General features: G+C 54.5%; 22 protein-coding genes. 12 read left to right on the top strand and 10 right to left on the bottom strand.

All coding sequences use genetic code 11. The features are described 5' to 3' along the window. The first annotated feature begins 83 nt into the window (after window positions 1-83). The 3 genes from ACOTXI_RS16375 to ACOTXI_RS16365 all read left to right on the top strand — a co-directional run bounded on the left by ACOTXI_RS16375 (window position 84) and on the right by ACOTXI_RS16365 (window position 1,847). On the top strand, window positions 84-647 hold the full coding sequence (locus ACOTXI_RS16375) for a hypothetical protein (protein WP_008499500.1): 564 nt from the start codon (window positions 84-86) through the stop codon (window positions 645-647). 116 nt (window positions 648-763) lie between these two features. Then, complete coding sequence (locus ACOTXI_RS16370) at window positions 764-1,186, top strand: hypothetical protein (RefSeq protein WP_008499501.1); 423 nt, start codon at window positions 764-766, stop codon at window positions 1,184-1,186. A 142-nt stretch (window positions 1,187-1,328) separates the two neighbouring features. Further along, window positions 1,329-1,847 carry a hypothetical protein gene (locus ACOTXI_RS16365; RefSeq protein WP_008499502.1) on the top strand — a complete coding sequence of 173 codons (519 nt, stop codon included), beginning with the start codon at window positions 1,329-1,331 and terminating at the stop codon, window positions 1,845-1,847. 506 nt (window positions 1,848-2,353) lie between these two features. On the opposite strand, the gene ychF is transcribed toward ACOTXI_RS16365, so the two are convergent. Continuing rightward, window positions 2,354-3,448, bottom strand: a complete 1,095-nt coding sequence (gene ychF, locus ACOTXI_RS16360) for a redox-regulated ATPase YchF (RefSeq protein ID WP_003856650.1) — start codon at window positions 3,446-3,448, stop codon at window positions 2,354-2,356. Window positions 3,449-3,574: 126 nt separating this feature from the next. Continuing rightward, complete coding sequence (gene pth / locus ACOTXI_RS16355; protein WP_008499504.1) at window positions 3,575-4,159, bottom strand: aminoacyl-tRNA hydrolase; 585 nt, start codon at window positions 4,157-4,159, stop codon at window positions 3,575-3,577. 274 nt (window positions 4,160-4,433) lie between these two features. On the opposite strand from pth, the gene ychH reads away from it, so the two are divergent. Continuing rightward, entirely contained in the window at window positions 4,434-4,709 is a 276-nt protein-coding gene (ychH, locus tag ACOTXI_RS16350) for a stress-induced protein YchH (protein WP_008499505.1), read from the top strand. Between the two features lie 121 nt (window positions 4,710-4,830). Next, window positions 4,831-5,889 (top strand): MerR family transcriptional regulator, encoded by a 1,059-nt coding sequence (locus ACOTXI_RS16345; RefSeq protein WP_008499506.1) that lies wholly within the window; start codon window positions 4,831-4,833, stop codon window positions 5,887-5,889. Here ACOTXI_RS16345 and dauA read toward each other — a convergent pair. The 4 genes from dauA to lolB all read right to left on the bottom strand — a co-directional run bounded on the left by dauA (window position 5,875) and on the right by lolB (window position 10,229). Then, on the bottom strand, window positions 5,875-7,554 hold the full coding sequence (gene dauA / locus ACOTXI_RS16340; protein WP_008499507.1) for a C4-dicarboxylic acid transporter DauA: 1,680 nt from the start codon (window positions 7,552-7,554) through the stop codon (window positions 5,875-5,877). The two genes, ACOTXI_RS16345 and dauA, sit on opposite strands and share 15 nt — an antisense overlap. Window positions 7,555-7,678: 124 nt before the next feature. Then, window positions 7,679-8,626, bottom strand: a complete 948-nt coding sequence (gene prs / locus ACOTXI_RS16335; RefSeq protein WP_003856663.1) for a ribose-phosphate diphosphokinase — start codon at window positions 8,624-8,626, stop codon at window positions 7,679-7,681. A gap of 125 nt (window positions 8,627-8,751) precedes the next feature. Next, a complete protein-coding gene (ispE, locus tag ACOTXI_RS16330) occupies window positions 8,752-9,621 on the bottom strand; it encodes a 4-(cytidine 5'-diphospho)-2-C-methyl-D-erythritol kinase (RefSeq protein ID WP_058653340.1) in 870 nt (289 codons plus the stop codon). Then, window positions 9,618-10,229: a lipoprotein insertase outer membrane protein LolB gene (lolB, locus tag ACOTXI_RS16325; protein WP_008499511.1), complete on the bottom strand. Its 612-nt coding sequence runs from the start codon at window positions 10,227-10,229 to the stop codon at window positions 9,618-9,620. Before lolB ends, ispE begins: the two co-directional genes overlap by 4 nt. 201 nt (window positions 10,230-10,430) lie before the next feature. On the opposite strand from lolB, the gene hemA reads away from it, so the two are divergent. The 5 genes from hemA (at window position 10,431) to kdsA (ending at window position 15,463) form a co-directional block, all read left to right on the top strand. Next, entirely contained in the window at window positions 10,431-11,687 is a 1,257-nt protein-coding gene (gene hemA / locus ACOTXI_RS16320; RefSeq protein ID WP_008499512.1) for a glutamyl-tRNA reductase, read from the top strand. Between the two features lie 41 nt (window positions 11,688-11,728). Then, complete coding sequence (gene prfA, locus ACOTXI_RS16315) at window positions 11,729-12,811, top strand: peptide chain release factor 1 (RefSeq protein WP_008499513.1); 1,083 nt, start codon at window positions 11,729-11,731, stop codon at window positions 12,809-12,811. Then, window positions 12,811-13,641: a peptide chain release factor N(5)-glutamine methyltransferase gene (prmC, locus tag ACOTXI_RS16310; RefSeq protein WP_008499514.1), complete on the top strand. Its 831-nt coding sequence runs from the start codon at window positions 12,811-12,813 to the stop codon at window positions 13,639-13,641. The genes prfA and prmC overlap by 1 nt, the downstream gene beginning before the upstream one ends. A 121-nt stretch (window positions 13,642-13,762) precedes the next feature. Continuing rightward, window positions 13,763-14,572 carry an invasion regulator SirB1 gene (sirB1, locus tag ACOTXI_RS16305; RefSeq protein ID WP_008499515.1) on the top strand — a complete coding sequence of 270 codons (810 nt, stop codon included), beginning with the start codon at window positions 13,763-13,765 and terminating at the stop codon, window positions 14,570-14,572. A gap of 36 nt (window positions 14,573-14,608) precedes the next feature. Next, window positions 14,609-15,463, top strand: coding sequence for a 3-deoxy-8-phosphooctulonate synthase (gene kdsA, locus ACOTXI_RS16300; RefSeq protein ID WP_008499516.1), 855 nt, complete (start codon window positions 14,609-14,611; stop codon window positions 15,461-15,463). Window positions 15,464-15,578: 115 nt separating this feature from the next. On the opposite strand, the gene chaA is transcribed toward kdsA, so the two are convergent. Next, a complete protein-coding gene (chaA, locus tag ACOTXI_RS16295; RefSeq protein WP_008499517.1) occupies window positions 15,579-16,679 on the bottom strand; it encodes a sodium-potassium/proton antiporter ChaA in 1,101 nt (366 codons plus the stop codon). Between the two features lie 270 nt (window positions 16,680-16,949). Between chaA and chaB the strand changes: the two genes are divergently transcribed. Then, on the top strand, window positions 16,950-17,180 hold the full coding sequence (gene chaB, locus ACOTXI_RS16290) for a putative cation transport regulator ChaB (protein WP_008499518.1): 231 nt from the start codon (window positions 16,950-16,952) through the stop codon (window positions 17,178-17,180). 177 nt (window positions 17,181-17,357) lie between these two features. Continuing rightward, window positions 17,358-18,053, top strand: a complete 696-nt coding sequence (locus ACOTXI_RS16285) for a gamma-glutamylcyclotransferase (RefSeq protein WP_008499519.1) — start codon at window positions 17,358-17,360, stop codon at window positions 18,051-18,053. A 29-nt stretch (window positions 18,054-18,082) separates the two neighbouring features. Here ACOTXI_RS16285 and ACOTXI_RS16280 read toward each other — a convergent pair whose 3' ends face one another. The 3 genes from ACOTXI_RS16280 to ACOTXI_RS16270 form a co-directional block, all read right to left on the bottom strand. Continuing rightward, a complete protein-coding gene (locus tag ACOTXI_RS16280) occupies window positions 18,083-18,322 on the bottom strand; it encodes a DUF1883 domain-containing protein (RefSeq protein WP_008499520.1) in 240 nt (79 codons plus the stop codon). A gap of 211 nt (window positions 18,323-18,533) precedes the next feature. Then, complete coding sequence (locus ACOTXI_RS16275; protein ID WP_008499521.1) at window positions 18,534-20,318, bottom strand: methyl-accepting chemotaxis protein; 1,785 nt, start codon at window positions 20,316-20,318, stop codon at window positions 18,534-18,536. 106 nt (window positions 20,319-20,424) lie between these two features. Further along, the gene (locus ACOTXI_RS16270) at window positions 20,425-20,778 is read right to left on the bottom strand and encodes a DsrE/DsrF/TusD sulfur relay family protein (protein ID WP_008499522.1); all 354 of its coding nucleotides are present in this window, start codon (window positions 20,776-20,778) and stop codon (window positions 20,425-20,427) included. Between the last annotated feature and the right edge of the window lie 36 nt (window positions 20,779-20,814).

The following is a 20,814-nucleotide window of genomic DNA, read 5'->3' as shown; positions in this document are numbered from 1 at the left end:
CTTTGGATTATGGGTACATTTTTCAACTATGGGTCATAGTAATTTTAAGAGTAGCCAATAATGTTAACTCTTAAAGAGGAATAATGCATATAAAAAATACTATCCAAGACTTTGTTAACAAATTCAAAATGATTGATTTAAATATGGGAGAGATAGTATATACAGACGATGAGAATGAAATTTCTTTTCCTGTAAATTTAAATGGTGAAATTCGATTTTTTTATAGCCATTTGATTTTAAATGACCACCCAACATTTGATGGTGCCTTCTTTATACAGATTGTTGAGCCCCAAGAGCTAAAAGAAATGTTATCAGGCTGGAGAGTTCAAAATGATACGGCTTGGCACGATGATTATGTAATCTTTGCTGAAAGAAATGGAGATGTTCTTTTTTGTGATACCAAAAATATAACCTCTCCAGTTTATGGTAGTATCCAAAAAAGAAATTTCATCATTTCCAGTTCCTTAGCTGACTTTTTGGATTCTTTTTGTTCTGCCATTGAGATAGAACAAAGTAAATATGATGGTGATGTTACAGCTGATGATTTTAATTTTAGAGAGGACTTTCTGAAAGATATCGATTTAATGCTAAAAAACAAGCTAAAGGATGTTGAGGCAGAAGGCTTTAAGCAATTCTTTTTTGACTAGGTTAATAATAAAAACTAACACTTTTAGAACCCTCCTTGCTTCTGACAACATTTTTCGCTTAAATCCACTTTTATATAGGCAAGGAGGTCTCTTTTCGATTGATAATTAATAAAAATATGAAAAACGGTTTCGATAAATTTGATGAAAAAGTTACATCTCTTGTACAAAAAGGAAACGAGTTTCACGGCAACCAAAAATACGCCGAGGCTTTAGAGCAATACCAAAAAGCCTGGCAAGCTCTTCCTGAACCAAAGCTCGAATCTGAATTTGCCAACTGGATCTCTGCCTGCATGTACAGCGCATATTTTGATCTCGCGGATTACGCTGAGGCAAAGAAATGGGGAGAGACGACATTACGGACACGTGGATCGGATATAGACACTGCACCCTTAATCGATCTCGGCATGGTCTGTTATGAGTTAAATCAATTCGAGGAAGCGTATAAATATTTTAACGATGCTTATAACTACGGCAAAGAGCGTGCGTTTCAGGATAGACCTAAAAAATATCTAGAGTTCTATCTGCGCAAAAGAGGATAAGTTCGTTACTGTATAAAAAAAATCAAACATTACGCGTGGATCCGACTACGCCAGGTAGGTCGTATGAATTACCATCAATATGGGCAGAATGGCTTGAAGAAGTAGCGATTCCAGGCTCCGGGAATGTAAGATAGGTTACTATATGAATATCAATAAAGATGACGAACTCCTTGTGATAGTTAAGTATGAAGGAAGATTTTATTGGTTCGTTGCATTCAAGGAAATGTGGGTCTTAGACAGAGTTAAATGGGTAGAGGATTTTGTGAAAAGTGGGGTGGAAATAAACCTACAGAATATCCATAAGGAAAGATATGACATACCAGTAGTAAATGAAGAAAACGCGCAGATATTCATTGATGGTTTAATTAACGATGGTTATCCATACAATAAGAATGACATGGCTGAGGAGTTTTATAATAGGCTTTCGCAAAAAACAACTTGGTGGGATATATATGAACTTATGCCGGATTTATTTATAGACTTTGATAATAAAAGATTATATTCGGAATATGTTGAGAGTATGCATTATCAAGAATATGTTCCTGATGGTTGGCAAGGTGAACTTGTTGATTTTTGCAGTAATGGATCGTTACCTCAAGATGAAATGTTCTGGATAAAAAATGAAATTGATCATAGAAGCGTTTTGATCGCTAAAGGATAAAATATATTTTCAGCATACCCTTTTTAGACAACGCAATGGTCGATTCAACACGCTAATTAGTGTTTGTGTTAAGCGAAACAAAGCCGTTACCAACCGTTTTGACCATCTTCAACGCTCAGAGTGAAAAACTATTTTGGTCTGCATCTCCTGAAGGCGCTATTTTCTATTACTTAACATTAAACCAGTCAAAGGAAGTGGTTGTTGTATGTAATTTTACAGTAATACAAAATGGCTGGCATAATTGGTTTTATTCTTGGGATATGAAGCGTAACGCGTTGTCTAGATCAGGACCTTCGTACCAAATTCACATTTAACATTAAAATTACAGCGACAAGAGTGCCTGAAACTGGCGTACGCAAAGGGGGCATACCTGCTAAAGGTGAGAGACTTGCCTGACCAGACCAGCACCCTTTTCAGACGTTAAAACTTGCGACTGCCGAAATCATTCTCTTTACCATGTAAAAAAAATCCACGCCAAAGCGTGGATTTTTTTCATTCAAAACCAATCAAACGTTAAACAGGAAGTTCATCACATCGCCATCTTTAACGATGTAATCTTTCCCTTCTGCACGCATCTTGCCTGCTTCTTTCGCGCCTTGCTCACCCTTGTAGGTAATGAAGTCTTCAAACGCGATAGTCTGTGCGCGAATAAAGCCTTTCTCGAAGTCGGTGTGGATCTTACCGGCCGCCTGAGGCGCAGTCGCACCCACAGGAATCGTCCACGCACGCACTTCCTTCACGCCAGCGGTGAAGTAGGTCTGCAGGTTCAGCAGCTCATAGCCTGCGCGGATCACACGGTTCAGGCCCGGCTCTTCCAGACCCAGTTCGGCCATGAACTCTTCACGGTCGGCGTCGTCCAGCTCGGCGATGTCGGATTCAACGGCAGCACACACGGCAACAACCACAGAACCTTCCGCCGCAGCGATTTCACGCACTTTGTCGAGGTACGGGTTGTTCTCGAAACCGTCTTCGTTAACGTTGGCGATGTACATGGTTGGCTTCAGGGTCAGGAAGCTCAGGTATTTGATCGCCGCTTTGTCTTCGTCAGTCAGGTTTTTCAGCGCGCGCAGCATGCCGGCGTTTTCCAGCTGTGGCAGACATTTTTCCAGCGCAGCCAGTTCCGCTTTCGCGTCCTTGTCGCCGCCTTTTGCTTTCTTCTGCACGCGGTGAATTGCACGTTCGCAGGTGTCGAGGTCAGAGAGCGCCAGCTCGGTGTTGATGACGTCGATGTCGTCAGCCGGATCCACTTTGTTGTTAACGTGGATGATGTTGTCGTTCTCGAAGCAGCGCACTACGTGGCCGATCGCTTCGGTTTCACGAATGTTGGTCAGGAACTGGTTACCCAGACCTTCGCCTTTGGATGCGCCTTTCACCAGGCCCGCGATGTCCACGAATTCCATGGTGGTGGGCAGAATGCGCTGCGGCTTCACGATTTCCGCGAGCTGGTCCAGACGCGGATCAGGCATTGGCACCACGCCGGTGTTCGGTTCGATGGTACAGAACGGGAAGTTCGCCGCTTCGATACCCGCTTTGGTAAGCGCGTTAAACAGGGTGGATTTGCCCACGTTTGGCAGACCGACGATACCGCATTTGAATCCCATTTCTAAATCACCTTAATATCTTGATAATCAATCCGTTAACGATAACCGATTGATGAAAAGTAAATAACTACGCCTATTATACACGTAACCCGCATGACGCGCGGTAAAAAAGCCGTATCGGGCGGATTATTGCGCTTTGAAAGCGTGTAAGCGGTTTGTCGCTTTGGTTAAGCCGTCTTGCAGCCAGATTTCCGTGCAGCGCGCCGCTTCGTCTACCGCCTCATCAATCAGTTTCTGCTCAGAAACCGGTGGCTTACCGAGCACGAAACCGACAACTTTGTTTTTATCGCCCGGATGGCCGATTCCCACGCGCAAACGGTGGAAATTCGGGTTATTGCCCAGCTTGCTGATGATGTCTTTAAGACCGTTGTGACCACCGTGCCCGCCGCCCAGCTTGAATTTTGCCACGCCAGGGGGAAGATCCAGCTCATCGTGGGCGACCAGAATTTCATCCGGATTGATGCGATAAAACGTTGCCATCGCCGCCACGGCTTTACCGCTCAGGTTCATAAACGTGGTGGGGACCAGCAGGCGAACATCCGCGCCAGCAAGGTTGATACGTGAGGTATACCCGAAGAATTTAGGTTCTTCACGCAGGGGAGCACGTAACCGCTCGGCCAGCAGATCGACGTACCATGCCCCGGCATTGTGGCGGGTAGCCGCATATTCTGCGCCCGGGTTGGCGAGGCCGACAATCAGTTTAATCGTCACGATTCAATTCCTAATGGGTTCCAGATCTGGCGCGTAGTTTACTGTCTGGCGCGCCGCTTGACAAAATTCTGCGATCGTCGCAGCGAAATACGAATAATTACTTACCTGAACAATTAGAATTTCAAGCTGTTCAACGTGTTATTTGTAAACTTTTGTCTGGGCGTTATCTGTAATTGTGATCATTCACGCAACTCATAAAAGGAGCGTTGTCTATACTTTACACACAAGGATTAGGGGCTTTTCCCCTGACAACCCAAAGTTCCGGAGGTGACACATGAAACGCAAAAACGCTTCGCTACTCGGTAACGTGCTGATGGGTTTGGGGCTGTTTGTGATGGTCGTCGGCGTAGGTTATTCCATATTAAACCAGCTGCCGCAGCTTGATCTTCCGCAATACTTCGCGCATGGCGCGGTACTGAGCATCTTCCTCGGTGCGGTATTGTGGCTCGCCGGGGCGCGCGTGAGCGGACATGAGGAAGTCTGCGATAAATACTGGTGGGTGCGCCACTACGATAAACGCTGCCGTCGAGATCAGCATAAGCACAGCTAGTGCCATGACGAAAGAATACCTAAACGACTCCCTGGGAGTCGTTTTTTTTTTGCATCAAGGGTTGACCCTCACGTAACGTAAGGCACCAGAGTGGCGGCACTGGCAAAGAAAAGGAGCAGTTATGTTGATTCAGGTGGGTGAACTGGCGAAACGGGCCGGTATCACCGTACGCACATTGCATCACTATGAGCAAACAGGAGTGTTGCTGCCTTCTGCCAGAAGCGCGGCAGGTTACCGGCTTTACAACCTGGCGGATGTTCAGCGCCTGCATATGATCCAGGCGCTGGCAAAAGCGGGGCTGGAACTTGCTGAAATCAGGGATTTCCTTGAACAGGAGTCGCTGTCGTTAACCGAGTTACTCGATGCGCAAATCACGTTGCTGGATAAACAGCTGCGTAGCATACATACGCTGCGCGACCGGCTGGTCGAACTGCGTGCCGGGCTTCTCGACGATGCGACGCCGGACCTGGAATCCTGGCTACAGACTCTGGAGTTAATGAATATGTACGATCGCTGGTTTAGCAAAGAAGAGTTACAGCAGCTGCCGTTTGCGGTGCAGAAGGACGCGCTGTCGGCTATCTGGTCAGGGCTGGTGGCAGAGGCCAACGCGCTGCTGGAGTACCATATACCCGTTACGGACGAGAGGGCGAAGGACCTGGCGACGCGCTGGATGGAGCGCCTGGAGCAGGACACGGCGGGCAAACCGGAGTTTCTTACCCGGCTGAACGAGATGCACAGCGTAGAGCCACAGATGCAGGTGCAGACCGGCATCACGCCGGAGATGACGGATTACATTACGCGCGCGTTTGCGGAATCCAAGCTCAGCATATGGGAGAAGTACCTTACTCCCGAAGAGATGGCCTTTACGCGGAAGCACTACTTTGATCGCATGATGGAGTGGCCGCCGCTGGTGGCGAAGCTGCATCAGGCGCAGCGGGAAAATCTCGCCCCCGCCTCTGACGATGCCCAAAAGCTTGCCGAAAACTGGCTGGCGCTGTTCCAGTCGTACGCGGGCACCAACCCGGAGACCCAGCAAAAGTTTCGTACGGCCATGCAGCAGGAGCCGCATCTGATGAAGGGAACCTGGATGACGCCTGCCGTGCTTGCATGGCTCCAGCAGGCGATCGGGGTGATGATGCAGAGACGTTTCTCTGCATCAGGCGGCTCACAGATCCGCTAACGCGGCTTCACGGTTAGGATAAAAAGCAAGGCGGCCAGGGATCGGCTGCACGCCTGCACGCGCCATGGTGCGCAGGGGCTGGAATTCGAGGTTACTCACCCGCAGCTCACAGCCTTCAGGCAGACGTTTCACAAAGCGCTGGAAGGCGTCCAGGCCGCCCGCATCCAGCACCGGTACGGCATCCCATTTTAGCACCACAACCCGTTTGCCCGCGATGCGAGACTCCAGATCGCTGAACAGACCTTCCGCCGCGGCGAAGAACAGCGGGCCAATCACGCGCAGAACCAGCACATCGTCAGGCACCTCCACGTTAACCGGGGAGAGGCGCGTCATTTGCGCAATACGGCGCATAAACAGCAGGGAAGCCAGCACGATCCCGACGCTGATGGCGATAACCATATCGAACAGCACGGTCAGCGACATGCAGATCAGCATCACGATGATGTCGTCTTTCGGCGCCCGACGCAGCAGGTTTACCACCTTGTGCGCCTCACTCATGTTCCAGGCCACCATCAGCAGCAGGGCGGCCATGGCGGAAAGCGGTAGCCAGGAGAGCAGTGGGGCGAGGATCAGCAGGGCGAGGATCACCAGCAGGGAGTGGATAACTGCCGAAACGGGTGACGTTGCACCTGCGCGCACGTTGGCCGCAGAACGGGCGATGGCTGCCGTGGCGGTAATACCGCCAAAGAACGGTGCGATGAGGTTCCCTAACCCCTGACCAACCAGCTCGCTGTTGGCTTTGTGCTTGGTGCCGGTCATCCCGTCCAGAACGACGGCGCAGAGCAGGGATTCAATCGCCCCCAGCATCGCCATCGAGAACGCGGCGGGCAGCAGGGCGCGCAGGGAATCCCAGCTTAAGGTAAAGCTGGATCCGGGCATATCCCACGGCAGCACCAGCTGCGGCAGCAGCTGCGGAATGCCGCTCCCCTGCGAACCGTCCGCCAGAACATAGTGGAACTGCGAGCCGATAGTGGCGACATGGCCGCCGAACATATTGACGACAGCCATCACCGCGCAGCCCAACAGCAGCGCGGGAAGATGACCGGGCAGACGGATACCCAGACGAGGCCAGACGATCAGTGTTCCGAGCGTCACAATCCCGATGGCGGCATCGCCCAGGTTGGCCGTCGGAAGCGCCATAAACAGCGCACCCACTTTCTGTAAATAGTGCTCCGGAACATGGGGCATTTGCAGGCCGAGGAAATCCTTGATCTGCATGGTTCCGATGGTGATCCCAATCCCCGAGGTGAACCCCAGCGTGACGGAAAGGGGGATGTACTCAATCAGTCGCCCAAAGCGGGCCAGACCAAACAGAATCAAAAAGACGCCGGACATCAGGGTGGCGACCAGCAGGCCTGCCAGACCAAACTGCTGCGAAACGGGGTAGAGGATCACCACAAAGGCGGCGGTCGGGCCGGAGACGCTGAAGCGTGAGCCGCCGGTCAGGGCAATGACAATCCCGGCCACGGCCGAGGTGTACAGGCCATACTGCGGTGCAACGCCGCTGCCAATCGCCAGCGCCATCGCCAGCGGAATCGCGATAATGCCGACGGTGATCCCGGCAATCAGGTCACGGATAAAACGTGACGAGGTGTACTTCTCTTTCCAGCAGGCGTCGATGAGGGCGCGAAAGGGCAGAACATGTGAGGAGGCTACGTTTTTCACAATTATCTATCATCCGTATGCGCATCATCTGTCATGTGAATGGCAGGTGAAGGAGGCATTAATCATACAAATAAAACCCAGAGACAAAAAAACCCGCCGCAGCGGGTTTTTCGGCCGTGTTCGATTAGTGTTCGAACATTGCAGAGATGGATTCTTCGTTGCTGATACGACGAATCGCTTCGGCCAGCATCCCGGACAGGGTCAGGGTACGCACGTTTGGCAGTGCCTTGATTTCGTCGCTCAGTGGGATGGTATCGCATACTACAACTTCGTCAATGACGGAGTTGCGCAGGTTGTTTACGGCATTGCCGGAGAAGATCGGGTGGGTCGCGTAAGCGAATACGCGCTTGGCACCACGCTCTTTCAGCGCTTCAGCCGCTTTACACAGCGTACCGCCGGTATCGATCATGTCGTCAACCAGCACGCAGTCGCGGCCAGCCACGTCACCGATGATGTGCATCACCTGAGAAACGTTAGCGCGCGGACGACGTTTGTCGATGATCGCCATGTCGGTATCGTTCAGCAGCTTAGCGATAGCACGGGCACGTACCACGCCGCCGATGTCCGGAGAAACCACGATGGGGTTATCCAGGTTCAGCTGCAGCATGTCTTCCAGCAGGATTGGGCTGCCGAATACGTTATCAACCGGGACGTCGAAGAAGCCCTGGATCTGCTCTGCGTGCAGGTCAACGGTCAGTACGCGGTCAACGCCAACGCTGGACAGGAAGTCAGCGACAACTTTCGCGGTAATTGGCACACGCGCGGAACGGACGCGACGGTCCTGGCGGGCATAGCCGAAGTAAGGGATTACAGCAGTGATACGGCCTGCGGAAGCGCGACGCAGGGCGTCGACCATAACAACCAGTTCCATCAGGTTGTCGTTCGTTGGAGCACAGGTGGACTGGATGATGAAAATATCACCACCGCGTACATTTTCGTTAATTTGTACGCTGACTTCGCCGTCGCTAAAGCGACCTACAGCGGCGTCGCCGAGGGAAGTGTACAGGCGGTTGGCAATACGTTGTGCTAGTTCCGGGGTGGCGTTACCAGCAAAAAGCTTCATATCAGGCACGAGAAGAACCTCAGGCATGCGTCCAGTGGTGGATAGCGTTCGCCGTAAACTGTGCGGGCCAGGCAAAGGCTATCCAGGCGGTGTATTAAAGAGCGCGATGCAACGTCTGGAACAGGGTGACGTTGTCACCGAAACTCAGTCTGCGCCAGAATGGCCTGCTGTAGGGGGGAAATGTTCATCCCACGCGCTACAAAACCATGCAGCCAAACCGGCGCTTGCTCAAGCACCTGACGAGCGGCGGATTCGGTGTCAAATTCAGCAAAGACACAGGCCCCTGTACCAGTCAGGCGCGACGGCGCGTATTCTAACAGCCAGGAAAGCACCGCATCAACCTCGCGAAAACGTTTTCTTGCGATATCCTCGCAATCGTTGCTGAATTCACAATTTAATAACGTTTCTATTGACCGAATCGGGGTATTTCTTTTCAGGTCAGGATCTTTAAAGATGACCGGGGTCGGAATGCTCACGCCGGGGTGAGCAACCAGATACCATTTTTCCGGCGGGTTGACCGGGGAGAGGATTTCGCCCACGCCCTCAGCAAAGGCCGCATGACCGCGCACAAACACCGGGACATCCGCACCCAGCCTCAAGCCTAAGGCGGCCAGTTCGTCCTGCGACAGCCCGCAGCCCCAAAGGTGGTTCAGGGCAACCAGCACGGTAGCGGCGTTGGATGAGCCGCCGCCCAGGCCGCCGCCCATCGGCAGACGTTTCTCGATACGGATGTCCGCACCGCTTCCCGCAGTCAGACGACCCGATTCCGCAGCGGCGTTCATCAGCAGACGCGCAGCGCGCACGATCAGGTTGTCCTCATGCGCCACGCCGTCGACCGGCGTCAGGAGGCAAATCTGCCCGTCCTGGCGCAGTTCGATAGAAATTGTGTCGCCATAGTCAATAAACTGAAACAGCGTCTGCAGGGTGTGATAGCCGTCAGCGCGCTGGCCGGTAATGTATAAAAACAGATTCAGTTTTGCCGGAGAGGGCCAGTGGGTCATCATTTAACGATCCAGTTGTCCATTTTCAGCTTGATGCGCTGGCTGCCCTGGGTCAGTTCCATGTTGGATGGCAGCGACGGTTTACTCTTGCTGTCATAGTCGCTGTACACCACTTTCCAGGTTTTGCCGTTCTGGGTGTAGTTCACCTGGCTTAGACGATACTGATCGTCAAGCGTGTAGTCGGTGGCGTCACCCGGCAGGCCAAGGATCCACTGGCGCAGGCTGTTGAGCGGGATAGGCATTCCGGTCAGCTTGCCAATCATCTCTTCGGCATCGGTTGCGGTGTAGTGCTGGCCTTTGTTATCGGTGATCTGCGCTTCGCCCGGTTTCGCGATAAGCTCCAGCTCGGTGCTGCCCAGCGGGTTCAGCAGCAGCAGGCGATAGTTGTCCTGACCCGTCTGCTGCCAGAAGAAACGGGCATACACTTTTTGCTCATCAGAGAGATAGGCGAAGGCGCCGCGGGTCTGGTACTGGCTCAAATTACGGACGTCCTGCTGGTGCTGACGCCACTGGGGTGAATCAGGGCTTTTGCCCGGGCCTTTTGGTTGGGTGACGGTACACGCGGTCAGAACCAGTGCCGCCAGGGGCAGCAGGCGAATCAGTCGGGTCATAATGAGGACAAATCCTTGAGATACGTTGCAGTTATAACTGTTAATGCTAGCGTCGAAGGGGGCTACCGTCTACGTTCAAATTATCTCAAAGCGTTGTGTAACCTATTACTCCGAAAGGGGGCTGTCTCTTTTATTGATCTCGCGCATCCTGTATGATGCGTTCTGCTAACCTTATTAACGCTGGTACTACTCCCGCTCAACATGACCCTATTAGCACTCGGTATCAACCACAAAACAGCCCCGGTTTCGCTGCGAGAACGCGTAACGTTTTCGCCAGATACGCTCGACCTGGCGCTGGATAGCCTGCTTGCACAGCCGATGGTGCAGGGTGGCGTGGTGCTCTCGACGTGCAACCGTACCGAGCTCTATTTAAGCGTGGAAGAGCAGGACAACCTGCACGAAGCGCTGATCCGCTGGTTATGCGACTACCACAATCTCAATGAAGACGAGCTGCGCAACAGCCTGTACTGGCATCAGGACAACGATGCCGTCAGCCATCTGATGCGCGTGGCCAGCGGGCTGGATTCGCTGGTTCTGGGCGAGCCGCAAATTCTGGGTCAGGTGAAAAAAGCCTTTGCGGATTCGCAAAAAGGGCATCTGAAGGCCAGCGAACTGGAGCGCATGTTCCAGAAGTCATTCTCCGTGGCGAAGCGTGTGCGAACCGAAACCGACATTGGTGCCAGTGCGGTTTCTGTTGCTTTCGCGGCCTGCACCCTTGCACGCCAAATCTTTGAATCCCTCTCCACCGTCACCGTGATGCTGGTGGGCGCGGGCGAAACCATCGAACTTGTGGCGCGCCATCTGCGCGAGCATAAAGTGAAAAAGATGATTATCGCTAACCGCACCCGCGAACGCGCGCAGGTGCTGGCGGATGAAGTGGGGGCAGAGGTGGTTGCCCTGAGCGACATCGATGAACGCCTGAAGGAGGCGGACATTATTATCAGTTCGACCGCCAGCCCGCTGCCGATTATCGGCAAAGGGATGGTGGAGCGTGCGCTGAAGTCCCGCCGTAATCAGCCGATGCTGCTGGTGGATATCGCCGTCCCGCGCGACGTGGAGCCAGAAGTCGGCAAGCTGGCTAACGCCTATCTGTACAGCGTAGATGACCTGCAAAGCATCATTTCGCACAACCTCGCGCAGCGTAAAGCGGCGGCAGTGCAGGCGGAAACCATTGTCGAGCAGGAAACCAGTGAGTTTATGGCCTGGCTGCGCGCGCAAAGCGTCAGCGAGACCATCCGCGAGTACCGCGGGCAGGCGGAGCAGGTGCGTGATGACCTGACTGCCAAAGCGTTAGCGGCCCTGGAGCAGGGCGGCGATGCGCAGGCGATTATGCAGGATCTGGCGTGGAAACTGACTAACCGCCTGATCCATGCCCCAACCAAATCTCTTCAGCAGGCTGCCCGTGACGGGGATGATGAACGCCTGACTATTCTGCGCAACAGCCTCGGGCTGGAATAGCGCCCTATACCCATTTTCTAAGACAAGGTGCACTTACGCCTATGAAGCCTTCTATCGTCGCTAAACTGGAAGCTCTGCACGAGCGCCATGAAGAAGTCCAGGCGCTGCTCGGCGATGCCGGGACCATTGCGGACCAGGAACGTTTTCGCGCACTTTCACGTGAATACGCGCAGTTAAGTGATGTTTCTAAATGCTTTACCGACTGGCGACAGGTTCAGGACGATATCGAAACCGCGCAGATGATGCTCGACGATCCTGAAATGCGCGAGATGGCGCAGGAAGAGTTGCAGGATGCGAAAGCGCGTTCTGAGGAGATGGAGCAGCAGCTTCAGGTGCTGTTGCTGCCAAAAGATCCGGACGACGAACGCAACGCGTTCGTGGAAGTCCGCGCCGGGACCGGCGGGGACGAAGCGGCGCTGTTTGCCGGGGATCTGTTCCGCATGTACAGCCGCTACGCCGAGTCGCGTCGCTGGCGCGTGGAGATCATGAGCGCCAACGAAGGCGAACATGGTGGCTACAAAGAGGTTATCGCCAAGATCAGCGGCGACGGCGTGTACGGTCGTCTCAAGTTTGAATCCGGCGGTCACCGCGTGCAGCGCGTACCGGCTACCGAATCTCAGGGCCGAATCCACACCTCCGCCTGTACGGTGGCGGTGATGCCGGAGCTGCCGGAAGCGGAGCTGCCGGACATCAACCCGGCTGACCTGCGTATTGATACCTTCCGCTCCTCCGGGGCGGGGGGGCAGCACGTTAACACCACCGACTCCGCCATCCGTATTACCCACCTGCCGACCGGCATCGTGGTGGAGTGTCAGGACGAGCGTTCCCAGCACAAAAACAAAGCCAAAGCGCTCTCCGTGCTGGGCGCACGTATCCACGCGGCCGAAATGGCGAAACGCCAGCAGGCGGAAGCGTCTACGCGTCGTAACCTGCTGGGCAGCGGCGATCGCAGCGACCGTAACCGCACCTACAACTTCCCGCAGGGGCGCGTGACTGACCACCGCATCAACCTGACGCTGTACCGTCTGGACGAAGTAATGGAAGGCAAGCTGGATATGCTGATTGAGCCTATCGTGCAGGAATACCAGGCCGACCAGCTGGCGGCACTGTCCGAGCAGGAATAATGGATTTTCAGCGCTGGTTACGTGAGGCTGCCGGTGAGCTTTCCGAAAGCGAAAGCCCGAAGCGTGATGCCGAAATTTTGCTTGAGCATGTGACGGGTAAAGCCCGCACGTACCTGCTGGCCTTCGGCGAAACTGAACTGACCGCGGAACAGGAAGCCCGGCTCGCCGCGCTGCTTGCCCGCCGTAAAACCGGCGAGCCGGTGGCGCACCTGGTCGGCGAGCGCGAGTTCTGGTCGTTACCGCTTTACGTCTCGGCGGCGACGCTGATCCCGCGCCCCGACACCGAGTGTCTGGTTGAACAAGCGCTGGCGCGCTTACCCGCATCGTCCTGCCACATTCTCGATCTCGGAACGGGGACCGGGGCCATCGCCCTGGCGCTCGCTACCGAACGGCCCGACTGCGCGATCACGGCGGTAGATGTGATGCCCGACGCGGTGGCGCTGGCGCAGCGTAACGTGGAACGTCTTGGCCTGACCAACGTGACGGTGCTGCAAAGCAGCTGGTTCAGCGCGCTGGAGAAGCAGACGTTCGGAGTGATTGTCAGTAACCCGCCCTATATTGACGAGCATGACCCGCACCTTGCGCAGGGGGATGTGCGCTTCGAACCGCTGACGGCGCTGGTCGCCGCCAGGGAGGGTTTAGCCGACCTTGATCACATTGTGACAACGTCACGACAACATTTGCTTTCCGGCGGCTGGCTGCTGGTGGAGCATGGCTGGACGCAGGGGGAAGCCGTGCGGGCGCGCTTTACCCAGGCGGGCTACGCCGATGTCAAAACCTGCCGCGACTACGGCGGCAACGAACGCCTGACGCTGGGGCAGTGGTTATGAGCGCAGGTACTGATAAAGGCGTAAGGCTGACTGAAAGGCGGTTTGGCGTTATCATCTACATCGTTTTGAGTTTTATCTCGCCCGGGCGTCGCTGTACGCTCGGTCGTTACTGGGGTAAGTCATGAAGTCCTTAGCCGATTTCGAATTTAATAAAGTGCCGCTTTGCGATGGCATGATCCTGATTTCTGAGATGATCCGCGACGATTTTACGTCGCAGTACGTCTACGATGAGCTGGAGAATCTGGTCAGCCTGGCGCGTGAAGAGATCAATCAGGCGCGCCCGCAGGACTGGCAATTAGAGAAGCTGCTTGAGCTTTTCTACGGCGAATGGGGTTTCTGCGACACGCGGGGCGTGTATCGCCTGTCTGACGCATTATGGCTGGACCAGGTCTTAAAAAATCGTCAGGGGAGCGCCGTTGCGCTGGGTTCTATTTTGCTTTGGGTTGCGCATCGCCTGGATATTCCACTGGTGCCGGTCATTTTTCCGACGCAGATGATCCTGCGTGCGGAGTGGCTGGACGGTGAGATGTGGCTCATTAATCCCTTCAACGGCGATACGCTGGATGAACATACGCTGGACGTGTGGCTGAAAGGCAATATCAGCCCGGTGGCTGAGCTCTTCAACGAAGATCTCGACGAGGCGGATAACGCAGAAGTGATCCGCAAGCTGCTGGATACGCTGAAGTCTGCGTTAATGGAAGAGCGTCAGATGGAGCTGGCCCTGCGCGCCAGCGAAGTGCTGCTGCAGTTTAATCCGGAAGACCCGTACGAAATTCGCGACCGTGGGTTGATCTATGCCCAGCTCGATTGTGAGCACGTGGCGCTGAACGATCTGAGCTATTTCGTCGAGCAGTGTCCGGAAGATCCTATTAGCGAAATGATTCGTGCGCAGATCAACGCGATCTCGCACAAGCAAATTACACTGCATTAATCTTAATTCCGATTCACACCTGAATAAGGCGATCCTATGAAACAAAAAGTGGTTAGCATTGGTGATATCAAGGTAGCAAACGACCTGCCGTTCGTGCTGTTTGGCGGCATGAACGTGCTGGAATCCCGCGACCTCGCCATGCGTATCTGCGAGCACTACGTGACCGTGACCCAGAAGCTGGGCATCCCGTACGTGTTTAAAGCCTCTTTTGACAAAGCCAACCGCTCCTCCATCAACTCTTACCGTGGCCCGGGCCTGGAAGAAGGGATGAAGATTTTCCAGGAGCTGAAGCAGACCTTTGGCGTGAAAGTGATCACCGACGTGCATGAAGCCGCTCAGGCGCAGCCGGTGGCAGACGTGGTTGACGTGATTCAGCTCCCGGCGTTCCTGGCTCGCCAGACCGACCTGGTTGCCGCGATGGCGAAAACCGGTGCCGTGATCAACGTGAAAAAACCACAGTTCGTGAGCCCGGGTCAGATGGGCAACATCGTCGATAAGTTTATCGAAGGTGGCAACGACAAGGTTATCCTGTGCGACCGTGGTTCCAACTTCGGTTATGACAATCTGGTTGTGGATATGCTGGGCTTCAGCGTGATGAAAAACGTCTCTAATCAGTCTCCGGTGATTTTCGACGTGACCCACGCGCTGCAGTGCCGCGACCCGTTTGGCGCTGCGTCCGGTGGCCGTCGTGCTCAGGTGACCGAACTGGCGCGCGCCGGTATGGCAACCGGTCTGGCTGGCCTGTTCATTGAGGCGCACCCGGATCCGGATAACGCAAAATGCGACGGCCCATCCGCGCTGCCGCTGGATAAGCTCGAGCCGTTCCTGAAACAGATCAAAGCAATTGACGATCTGGTCAAGAGCTTCGATGAGCTGGATACCAGCAAATAATAAAAAAACCCGCTTCGGCGGGTTTTTTTATGGGGCATATTGCCGGGTGGCGCTTTGCTTACCCGGCCTACAAAACCCGTAGGTCCTGCAAGCGAAGCGCCGCTGGGCAAAAAGGCTACGCAAAAATTGTCATCAAGTAAGCCACAAACAGCGCCATATGCGCCGCCCCGTTCAGCACGTTGGTGCGTCCGGTTGAGAACGAAATCTGGCACAGCAGCAACGAGGCTACCATCACAATCATCTCTGGCGCGCCCAGCGCGAACTGCAGTTCGTTACCGGTCATAAAGGCAATCAGCGTCACCACCGGCACGGTGAGTGAAATGGTCGCCAGCACGGAGCCGAAGAACAGGTTCATGGCGCGCTGCACCTGATTGTTTAAGACGGCTTTCAGCGCCCCCAGCCCTTCCGGGGACAGGATCAGCAGCGCCACCAGGAAACCGGTAAACGCGACCGGCGCGTTCAGTTCGGTTAACAGCGTTTCCAGCGGATTGGCGTTCATCTTGGTGACGGCAATCACCGCAATCAGATGCACGATCAGCCAAACCGTATGCCACGCGCTGCTGTGGGCCGACGGCTTACCGTGGTGCGGGTCATCGTCGTCGCTGTCGTCTTCATGCTCATACACAAACAGGCTCTGGTGCGTTTTGGTCTGAATCAACAGAAACACGCCGTACATGGCTGCGGAAATCAGCGCAACCAGCAGCGCCTGACCGGTGGAGAAGTTGGCACCCGGCAGCGCCATCGGGAAGACCAGCACGATAATCGCCAGCGGGAAGAGGGCAATCAGATACTGTTTTATGCCGAACAGGTTCATATACTGGGTCGCGAATTTACGCCCGCCCAACAGCAGAGAGAAGCCCACCAGGCCGCCCGTCACAATCATAATGATCGAGTAGAGCGTGTCGCGCATCAGCGTCGGCGCGGCATCGCCGGTCGCCATAAGCGCGGAAATCAGGCTGACTTCGAGAATAACAACGGAAAGGCTGAGAATTAACGATCCGTAGGGTTCGCCCAGACGGTGGGCCAGTACGTCCGCATGGCGAACGACGCTAAAGGCGCTGGTTAAGATACCGACCAGGGCAAGAATATTGATACCAACCACCACTGGCAGTGACTGACTGCTTCCCCAGAAGAGCAGCACAGCCAGTGCCAGAACCGGGAAAATGAGAGACGTCTCCTTGTGGCGGGTCTTTACCGCCTCGTGTGTTGCTGTCATGTGCTTCTCCATCAATGCAGGTGCTTGTAATTATAGATAGATTTTTGAGGTCATTAAATTAACAGATCTCTGTTAAATGCCCTTTATTTTTTACTTAATTTTACCTTTTTTAATAATTATCATGCCTGATTCCTGTAATTCACCATATTCTCCGAATATTTGTTAAATAACAATAAGTTAATATTTTCGATCATTCATAAATGAAGTGTGGGTGGCACGCTGCCATATCGTCGTCCACACTTATCTCTTTAACCAAAAGAGAGGTGAGTGATGCCTTATAAAACGAAACGCGAATTACCCGATAATGTGCAAAACGTGCTGCCCGCTCACGCGCAGGATATCTACAAAGAGGCGTTTAACAGTGCCTGGGATCAGTACAAAGATAAGGACGATCGCCGGGATGATGCCAGCCGTGAAGAGACGGCACACAAAGTCGCCTGGGCCGCTGTAAAACATGAATATGAAAAAGGAGACGACGATAAATGGCATAAAAAGAAATAGCCCTGAAATAATTCGCTGCCTTCATTTTGACTTTTCAGGCGGTTGAACTGCCGTTGTATTGCAACTGGTCCGCTAATTGCTTATCGTTATTCAACTGCTGGCAAAATGACCAGCACCTAAGGCCGGGAAGGCGAATTACAGATGTCGCAAGGAAGCATGCAGTGGCGGAGGTGGAAAGTGTTAACGCGTGATTTCTTAATGAAGGCAGATTGTAAGACGGCATTTGGTGCTATTGAGGAATCGCTTCTCTGGTCAGCTGAACAACGTGCGGCGTCGCTCGCTGCCACGCTTGCCTGCCGCCCGGATGATGGCCCGGTATGGATTTTTGGCTACGGCTCCCTGATGTGGAACCCGGCGCTCGAATTTGTCGAATCGGCAACGGGCACGCTGCCTGGCTGGCATCGCGCATTTTGCCTGCGCCTGACGGCCGGACGCGGCAGCGCGTGCCAGCCCGGGCGTATGCTTGCACTGAAAGAGGGCGGACGCACCACGGGCGTGGCGTATCGCCTCCCGGATGCCACCCTGGAAGAGGAGCTTACGCTGCTCTGGAAGCGTGAGATGATCACCGGCTGCTACATGCCGAGCTGGTGCAAGCTGGATCTTGACGACGGACGCACCGTCAATGCGCTGGTGTTTATCATGGACCCGCGCCATCCGCTGTATGAAGCGGACACCCGCACGCAGGTGATTGCCCCGTTAATTGCCGCCGCCAGCGGGCCGCTGGGTACCAACGCGCAGTATCTCTTCTCTCTCGATCAAGAGCTGACCCGCCTCGGCATGAAGGACGATTGTCTGAATGAGCTGGTGGTGAAGGTGAAGGCGTTGCTGGAAGGAAACCCGCTCAACGGCACGCTGCGACGGGGTTTTGCCTGATAATACGCCCGGCTCGCCGGGCGCATAATTTAAGCTGCTACGTAACTGACAGAATGCTCCAGAGACTGGCTGTGGCTGTCGATCAGCACATCCCAGGTGCCGGTATACGGCACGGTAAGCCAGGCGTTATCATCCTGCACGGTGAGAATATCCGCCTGGGATTGTTTTTGTGCTTTCGCACTCATCAGATGAATACGGCAGCGCTCTGAGCAACGCACCACTACCGTATCCCCGCCAAACAGTTTCAAACTTGTTTTTACTAATGCCATTTTTTACCCCGTAGTCTTAAACAACGCTCTCCCTGCAGCCATATCCGAGCGTGATGTTGTTCACAATTCACTCATGGCATAACACCAAAGGGGAGGGGGAGGGATGCTGATTTTGATCAAAAAATGGCATAACGATTAAACAAAAATGACAAAATCCCTCAAAATTTCAGCTGACGCGCGTTTTACCCGCTAAACGCGTGCCAGTAGAAAATTAAATGCGGAAATGGCCGGCGGTTTCAGCAAGGTCGCCCGCCTGGCTCTGTAGGGCGCCCGCGGCGGCGGCGGATTGCACGACCAGCTCGGCGTTCTGCTGGACCATGCGGTCGAGATGGGTCACCGCGTGGTTAATCTCGTGAATGCCTTTCATCTGCTCGCTGGTGGCGATAGAGATTTCGCGCATGATGCCGGAGACGCTGCCGATGCTGGAGCGGATCTCGTCCATGCTTTCCCCGGCCAGGTGCACGTAGCGGGAGCCGGTGGCCACGCTGTCGGTGGTGGAATCAATCAGCGATTTGATCTCTTTCGCCGCCTGGGCGCTGCGGCTCGCCAGGTTACGTACTTCGCCCGCCACCACGGCAAACCCGCGCCCCTGCTCGCCGGCACGGGCCGCCTCGACGGAGGCGTTCAGCGCCAGAATGTTGGTCTGGAACGCGATGCCGTCAATCACGCTGGTGATGTCGCCAATTTTAGCCGACGCGACTTCGATGGACTGCATGGTGCTGATCGCCTGGGATACCACCTCGCCGCCGCGCGCCGCGGCCGCGGAGGCTTTGCTCGCCTGGTCATTTGCTTCCGCCGCCGATTCGTTCGACTGCGTCACGGAGGCGGTGATCTGCTCTACGGCGCTGGCCGTCTCGCGCAGGCTGGACGCCGCCTGCTCGGTACGTCCGGAGAGATCCTGGTTACCCGCCGCAATCTCCTGAGCGGCGTTTTTCACCGACTCGCTGGCATCACGGAGCTGCACCATCACCACCGACAGCTTATCGCTGAAGGCGTTAAAGGCCTGGGCAATCTGCGCCACCTCGTCCTCACCGCTGTCAGGCAGACGCTGCGACAGGTCGTTAGTCCCGTTGGCAATGTTGTGCATCGCGTCGCGAATGTCCGACAGGCGCTTCAGCAGACGGGCAATCAGGAGGTGAACAATGGCCGCGCTCAGCAGCGCCAGGATCACCAGCGAAATCGCCGAGGCTTTAAGCAGGGAACGCATGCCGGAGGTGGCATCACCGTTGTCGAGGGCGACGACCAGCAGCCAGTTTGTGCCCGGCACGGCGGTTGCCACGAAGGTTTTTTCGACGTCGTTCAGCGTACCGTCGACAAGATTACCGCTTTTCAGCGCAGCAAAATCGATGCCTTTGATGGTCTCAGCAAACGGTTTAAGCGTCAGAGCCGGATCGTTAGCCGCAATCACGCTGCCGTCACTGTTCAGAAGCAAGCCGCTGCTGGACGGAGTTGGATGGATCCCGCGCACGTTCGCCACCACGCTGTCCATGGCCACATCGCCCGCCACCACCGCTTTCAGGGCGCCATTCTCTTTCACCGGCACGGCGAAAGTCACCACCAGTTTACCGGTACCTGCATCAACGTAAGGCGCGGTGACGACCGGGCCGTCCGTGCTGACCACCTGCTGATACCACGGGCGAATGGTCGGGTCATAATCCGCAGGTACGCCCGCGGGCTCAGAGAATTTCGCCGTTTTGCTGGCGTAGCCGACATAAACGTTGGTGAATCCACCCGCCTGCGCAAGCTGTTTAAACACCGGAACCGGGTCGTCACTCAGCGCAACGGTCTGGGCAGAGGCGATAACCGTCATCTTGCTTTTTACCCAGTCGGCAATCGCCATGTTATGGCTGGCGCTGGTGCTGGTCAGGATATCGCGCTGTGACTGCTGGTTATCCTGGCGTGTGACCTGGAAGTTAATAACGGTGTTGAGGAGAAGGGCGACGACCAGACAGCCTGCCGTCGCCGCGATGATGCGTGCACGAATCGATCTGAACATAAGTGAAATACCTGCTGTGTTGTTTCCATGCCTATCGGCAACCCCGCAGGTAAACTTGATGCTGAAACCGCGTCCATAAGAAAATAATATTTTTACGGGTTTATTATTAAAAAGTTAATACTTTATCAGCGGACAGCGTCCACTCGGCCAGTTCAACCAGCGTGCCAATTTCTACGCCATCAATCAGCGGCAGCCCGGTGATACCGCGCCCGTCGGTGCAGGTTTTGCACAGCTTCACCGGCACGTTTTGTGCGGTCAGGATCTCCAGCATCTGCTGAATGTTATAACCCTCGGCCGGCTTTTGTCCCTTCAGCCCGGCGGTGACGGCGTCCGACATTAAAAAGAGGCGTAACGCCAGGTCGCTCTCTTTTTCACGTAGCGCGATCGCCAGGCGCAGGCTGTTGAAAAGGGATTCGCTGCCGTAGGCCGCACCGTTGGCGACGATCACAATCTTCTGCATGTTGACTCCTGTTCTTATAAAGGCACGAATATTGCT

This window comes from Enterobacter cloacae complex sp. BZL2005 (assembly GCF_049238885.1).
GTDB lineage: Bacteria > Pseudomonadota > Gammaproteobacteria > Enterobacterales > Enterobacteriaceae > Enterobacter > Enterobacter roggenkampii.
Note: the sequence above shows the minus strand (reverse complement) of the source record. Positions and strands in the feature narration are given on the sequence as shown.

What these genes read in the sequence shown, in the direction of transcription:
- ACOTXI_RS16375 (WP_008499500.1), top strand. Translation starts at nt 84, where the DNA reads ATGCATATAAAAAATACTATCCAAGACTTTGTTAACAAATTCAAAATG.
- ACOTXI_RS16370 (WP_008499501.1), top strand. Translation starts at nt 764, where the DNA reads ATGAAAAACGGTTTCGATAAATTTGATGAAAAAGTTACATCTCTTGTA.
- ACOTXI_RS16365 (WP_008499502.1), top strand. Translation starts at nt 1,329, where the DNA reads ATGAATATCAATAAAGATGACGAACTCCTTGTGATAGTTAAGTATGAA.
- ychF (WP_003856650.1), bottom strand. Translation starts at nt 3,448, where the DNA reads ATGGGATTCAAATGCGGTATCGTCGGTCTGCCAAACGTGGGCAAATCC.
- ychH (WP_008499505.1), top strand. Translation starts at nt 4,434, where the DNA reads ATGAAACGCAAAAACGCTTCGCTACTCGGTAACGTGCTGATGGGTTTG.
- ACOTXI_RS16345 (WP_008499506.1), top strand. Translation starts at nt 4,831, where the DNA reads ATGTTGATTCAGGTGGGTGAACTGGCGAAACGGGCCGGTATCACCGTA.
- ispE (WP_058653340.1), bottom strand. Translation starts at nt 9,621, where the DNA reads ATGATGACCCACTGGCCCTCTCCGGCAAAACTGAATCTGTTTTTATAC.
- lolB (WP_008499511.1), bottom strand. Translation starts at nt 10,229, where the DNA reads ATGACCCGACTGATTCGCCTGCTGCCCCTGGCGGCACTGGTTCTGACC.
- hemA (WP_008499512.1), top strand. Translation starts at nt 10,431, where the DNA reads ATGACCCTATTAGCACTCGGTATCAACCACAAAACAGCCCCGGTTTCG.
- prfA (WP_008499513.1), top strand. Translation starts at nt 11,729, where the DNA reads ATGAAGCCTTCTATCGTCGCTAAACTGGAAGCTCTGCACGAGCGCCAT.
- prmC (WP_008499514.1), top strand. Translation starts at nt 12,811, where the DNA reads ATGGATTTTCAGCGCTGGTTACGTGAGGCTGCCGGTGAGCTTTCCGAA.
- sirB1 (WP_008499515.1), top strand. Translation starts at nt 13,763, where the DNA reads ATGAAGTCCTTAGCCGATTTCGAATTTAATAAAGTGCCGCTTTGCGAT.
- kdsA (WP_008499516.1), top strand. Translation starts at nt 14,609, where the DNA reads ATGAAACAAAAAGTGGTTAGCATTGGTGATATCAAGGTAGCAAACGAC.
- chaA (WP_008499517.1), bottom strand. Translation starts at nt 16,679, where the DNA reads ATGACAGCAACACACGAGGCGGTAAAGACCCGCCACAAGGAGACGTCT.
- chaB (WP_008499518.1), top strand. Translation starts at nt 16,950, where the DNA reads ATGCCTTATAAAACGAAACGCGAATTACCCGATAATGTGCAAAACGTG.
- ACOTXI_RS16280 (WP_008499520.1), bottom strand. Translation starts at nt 18,322, where the DNA reads ATGGCATTAGTAAAAACAAGTTTGAAACTGTTTGGCGGGGATACGGTA.
- ACOTXI_RS16275 (WP_008499521.1), bottom strand. Translation starts at nt 20,318, where the DNA reads ATGTTCAGATCGATTCGTGCACGCATCATCGCGGCGACGGCAGGCTGT.
- ACOTXI_RS16270 (WP_008499522.1), bottom strand. Translation starts at nt 20,778, where the DNA reads ATGCAGAAGATTGTGATCGTCGCCAACGGTGCGGCCTACGGCAGCGAA.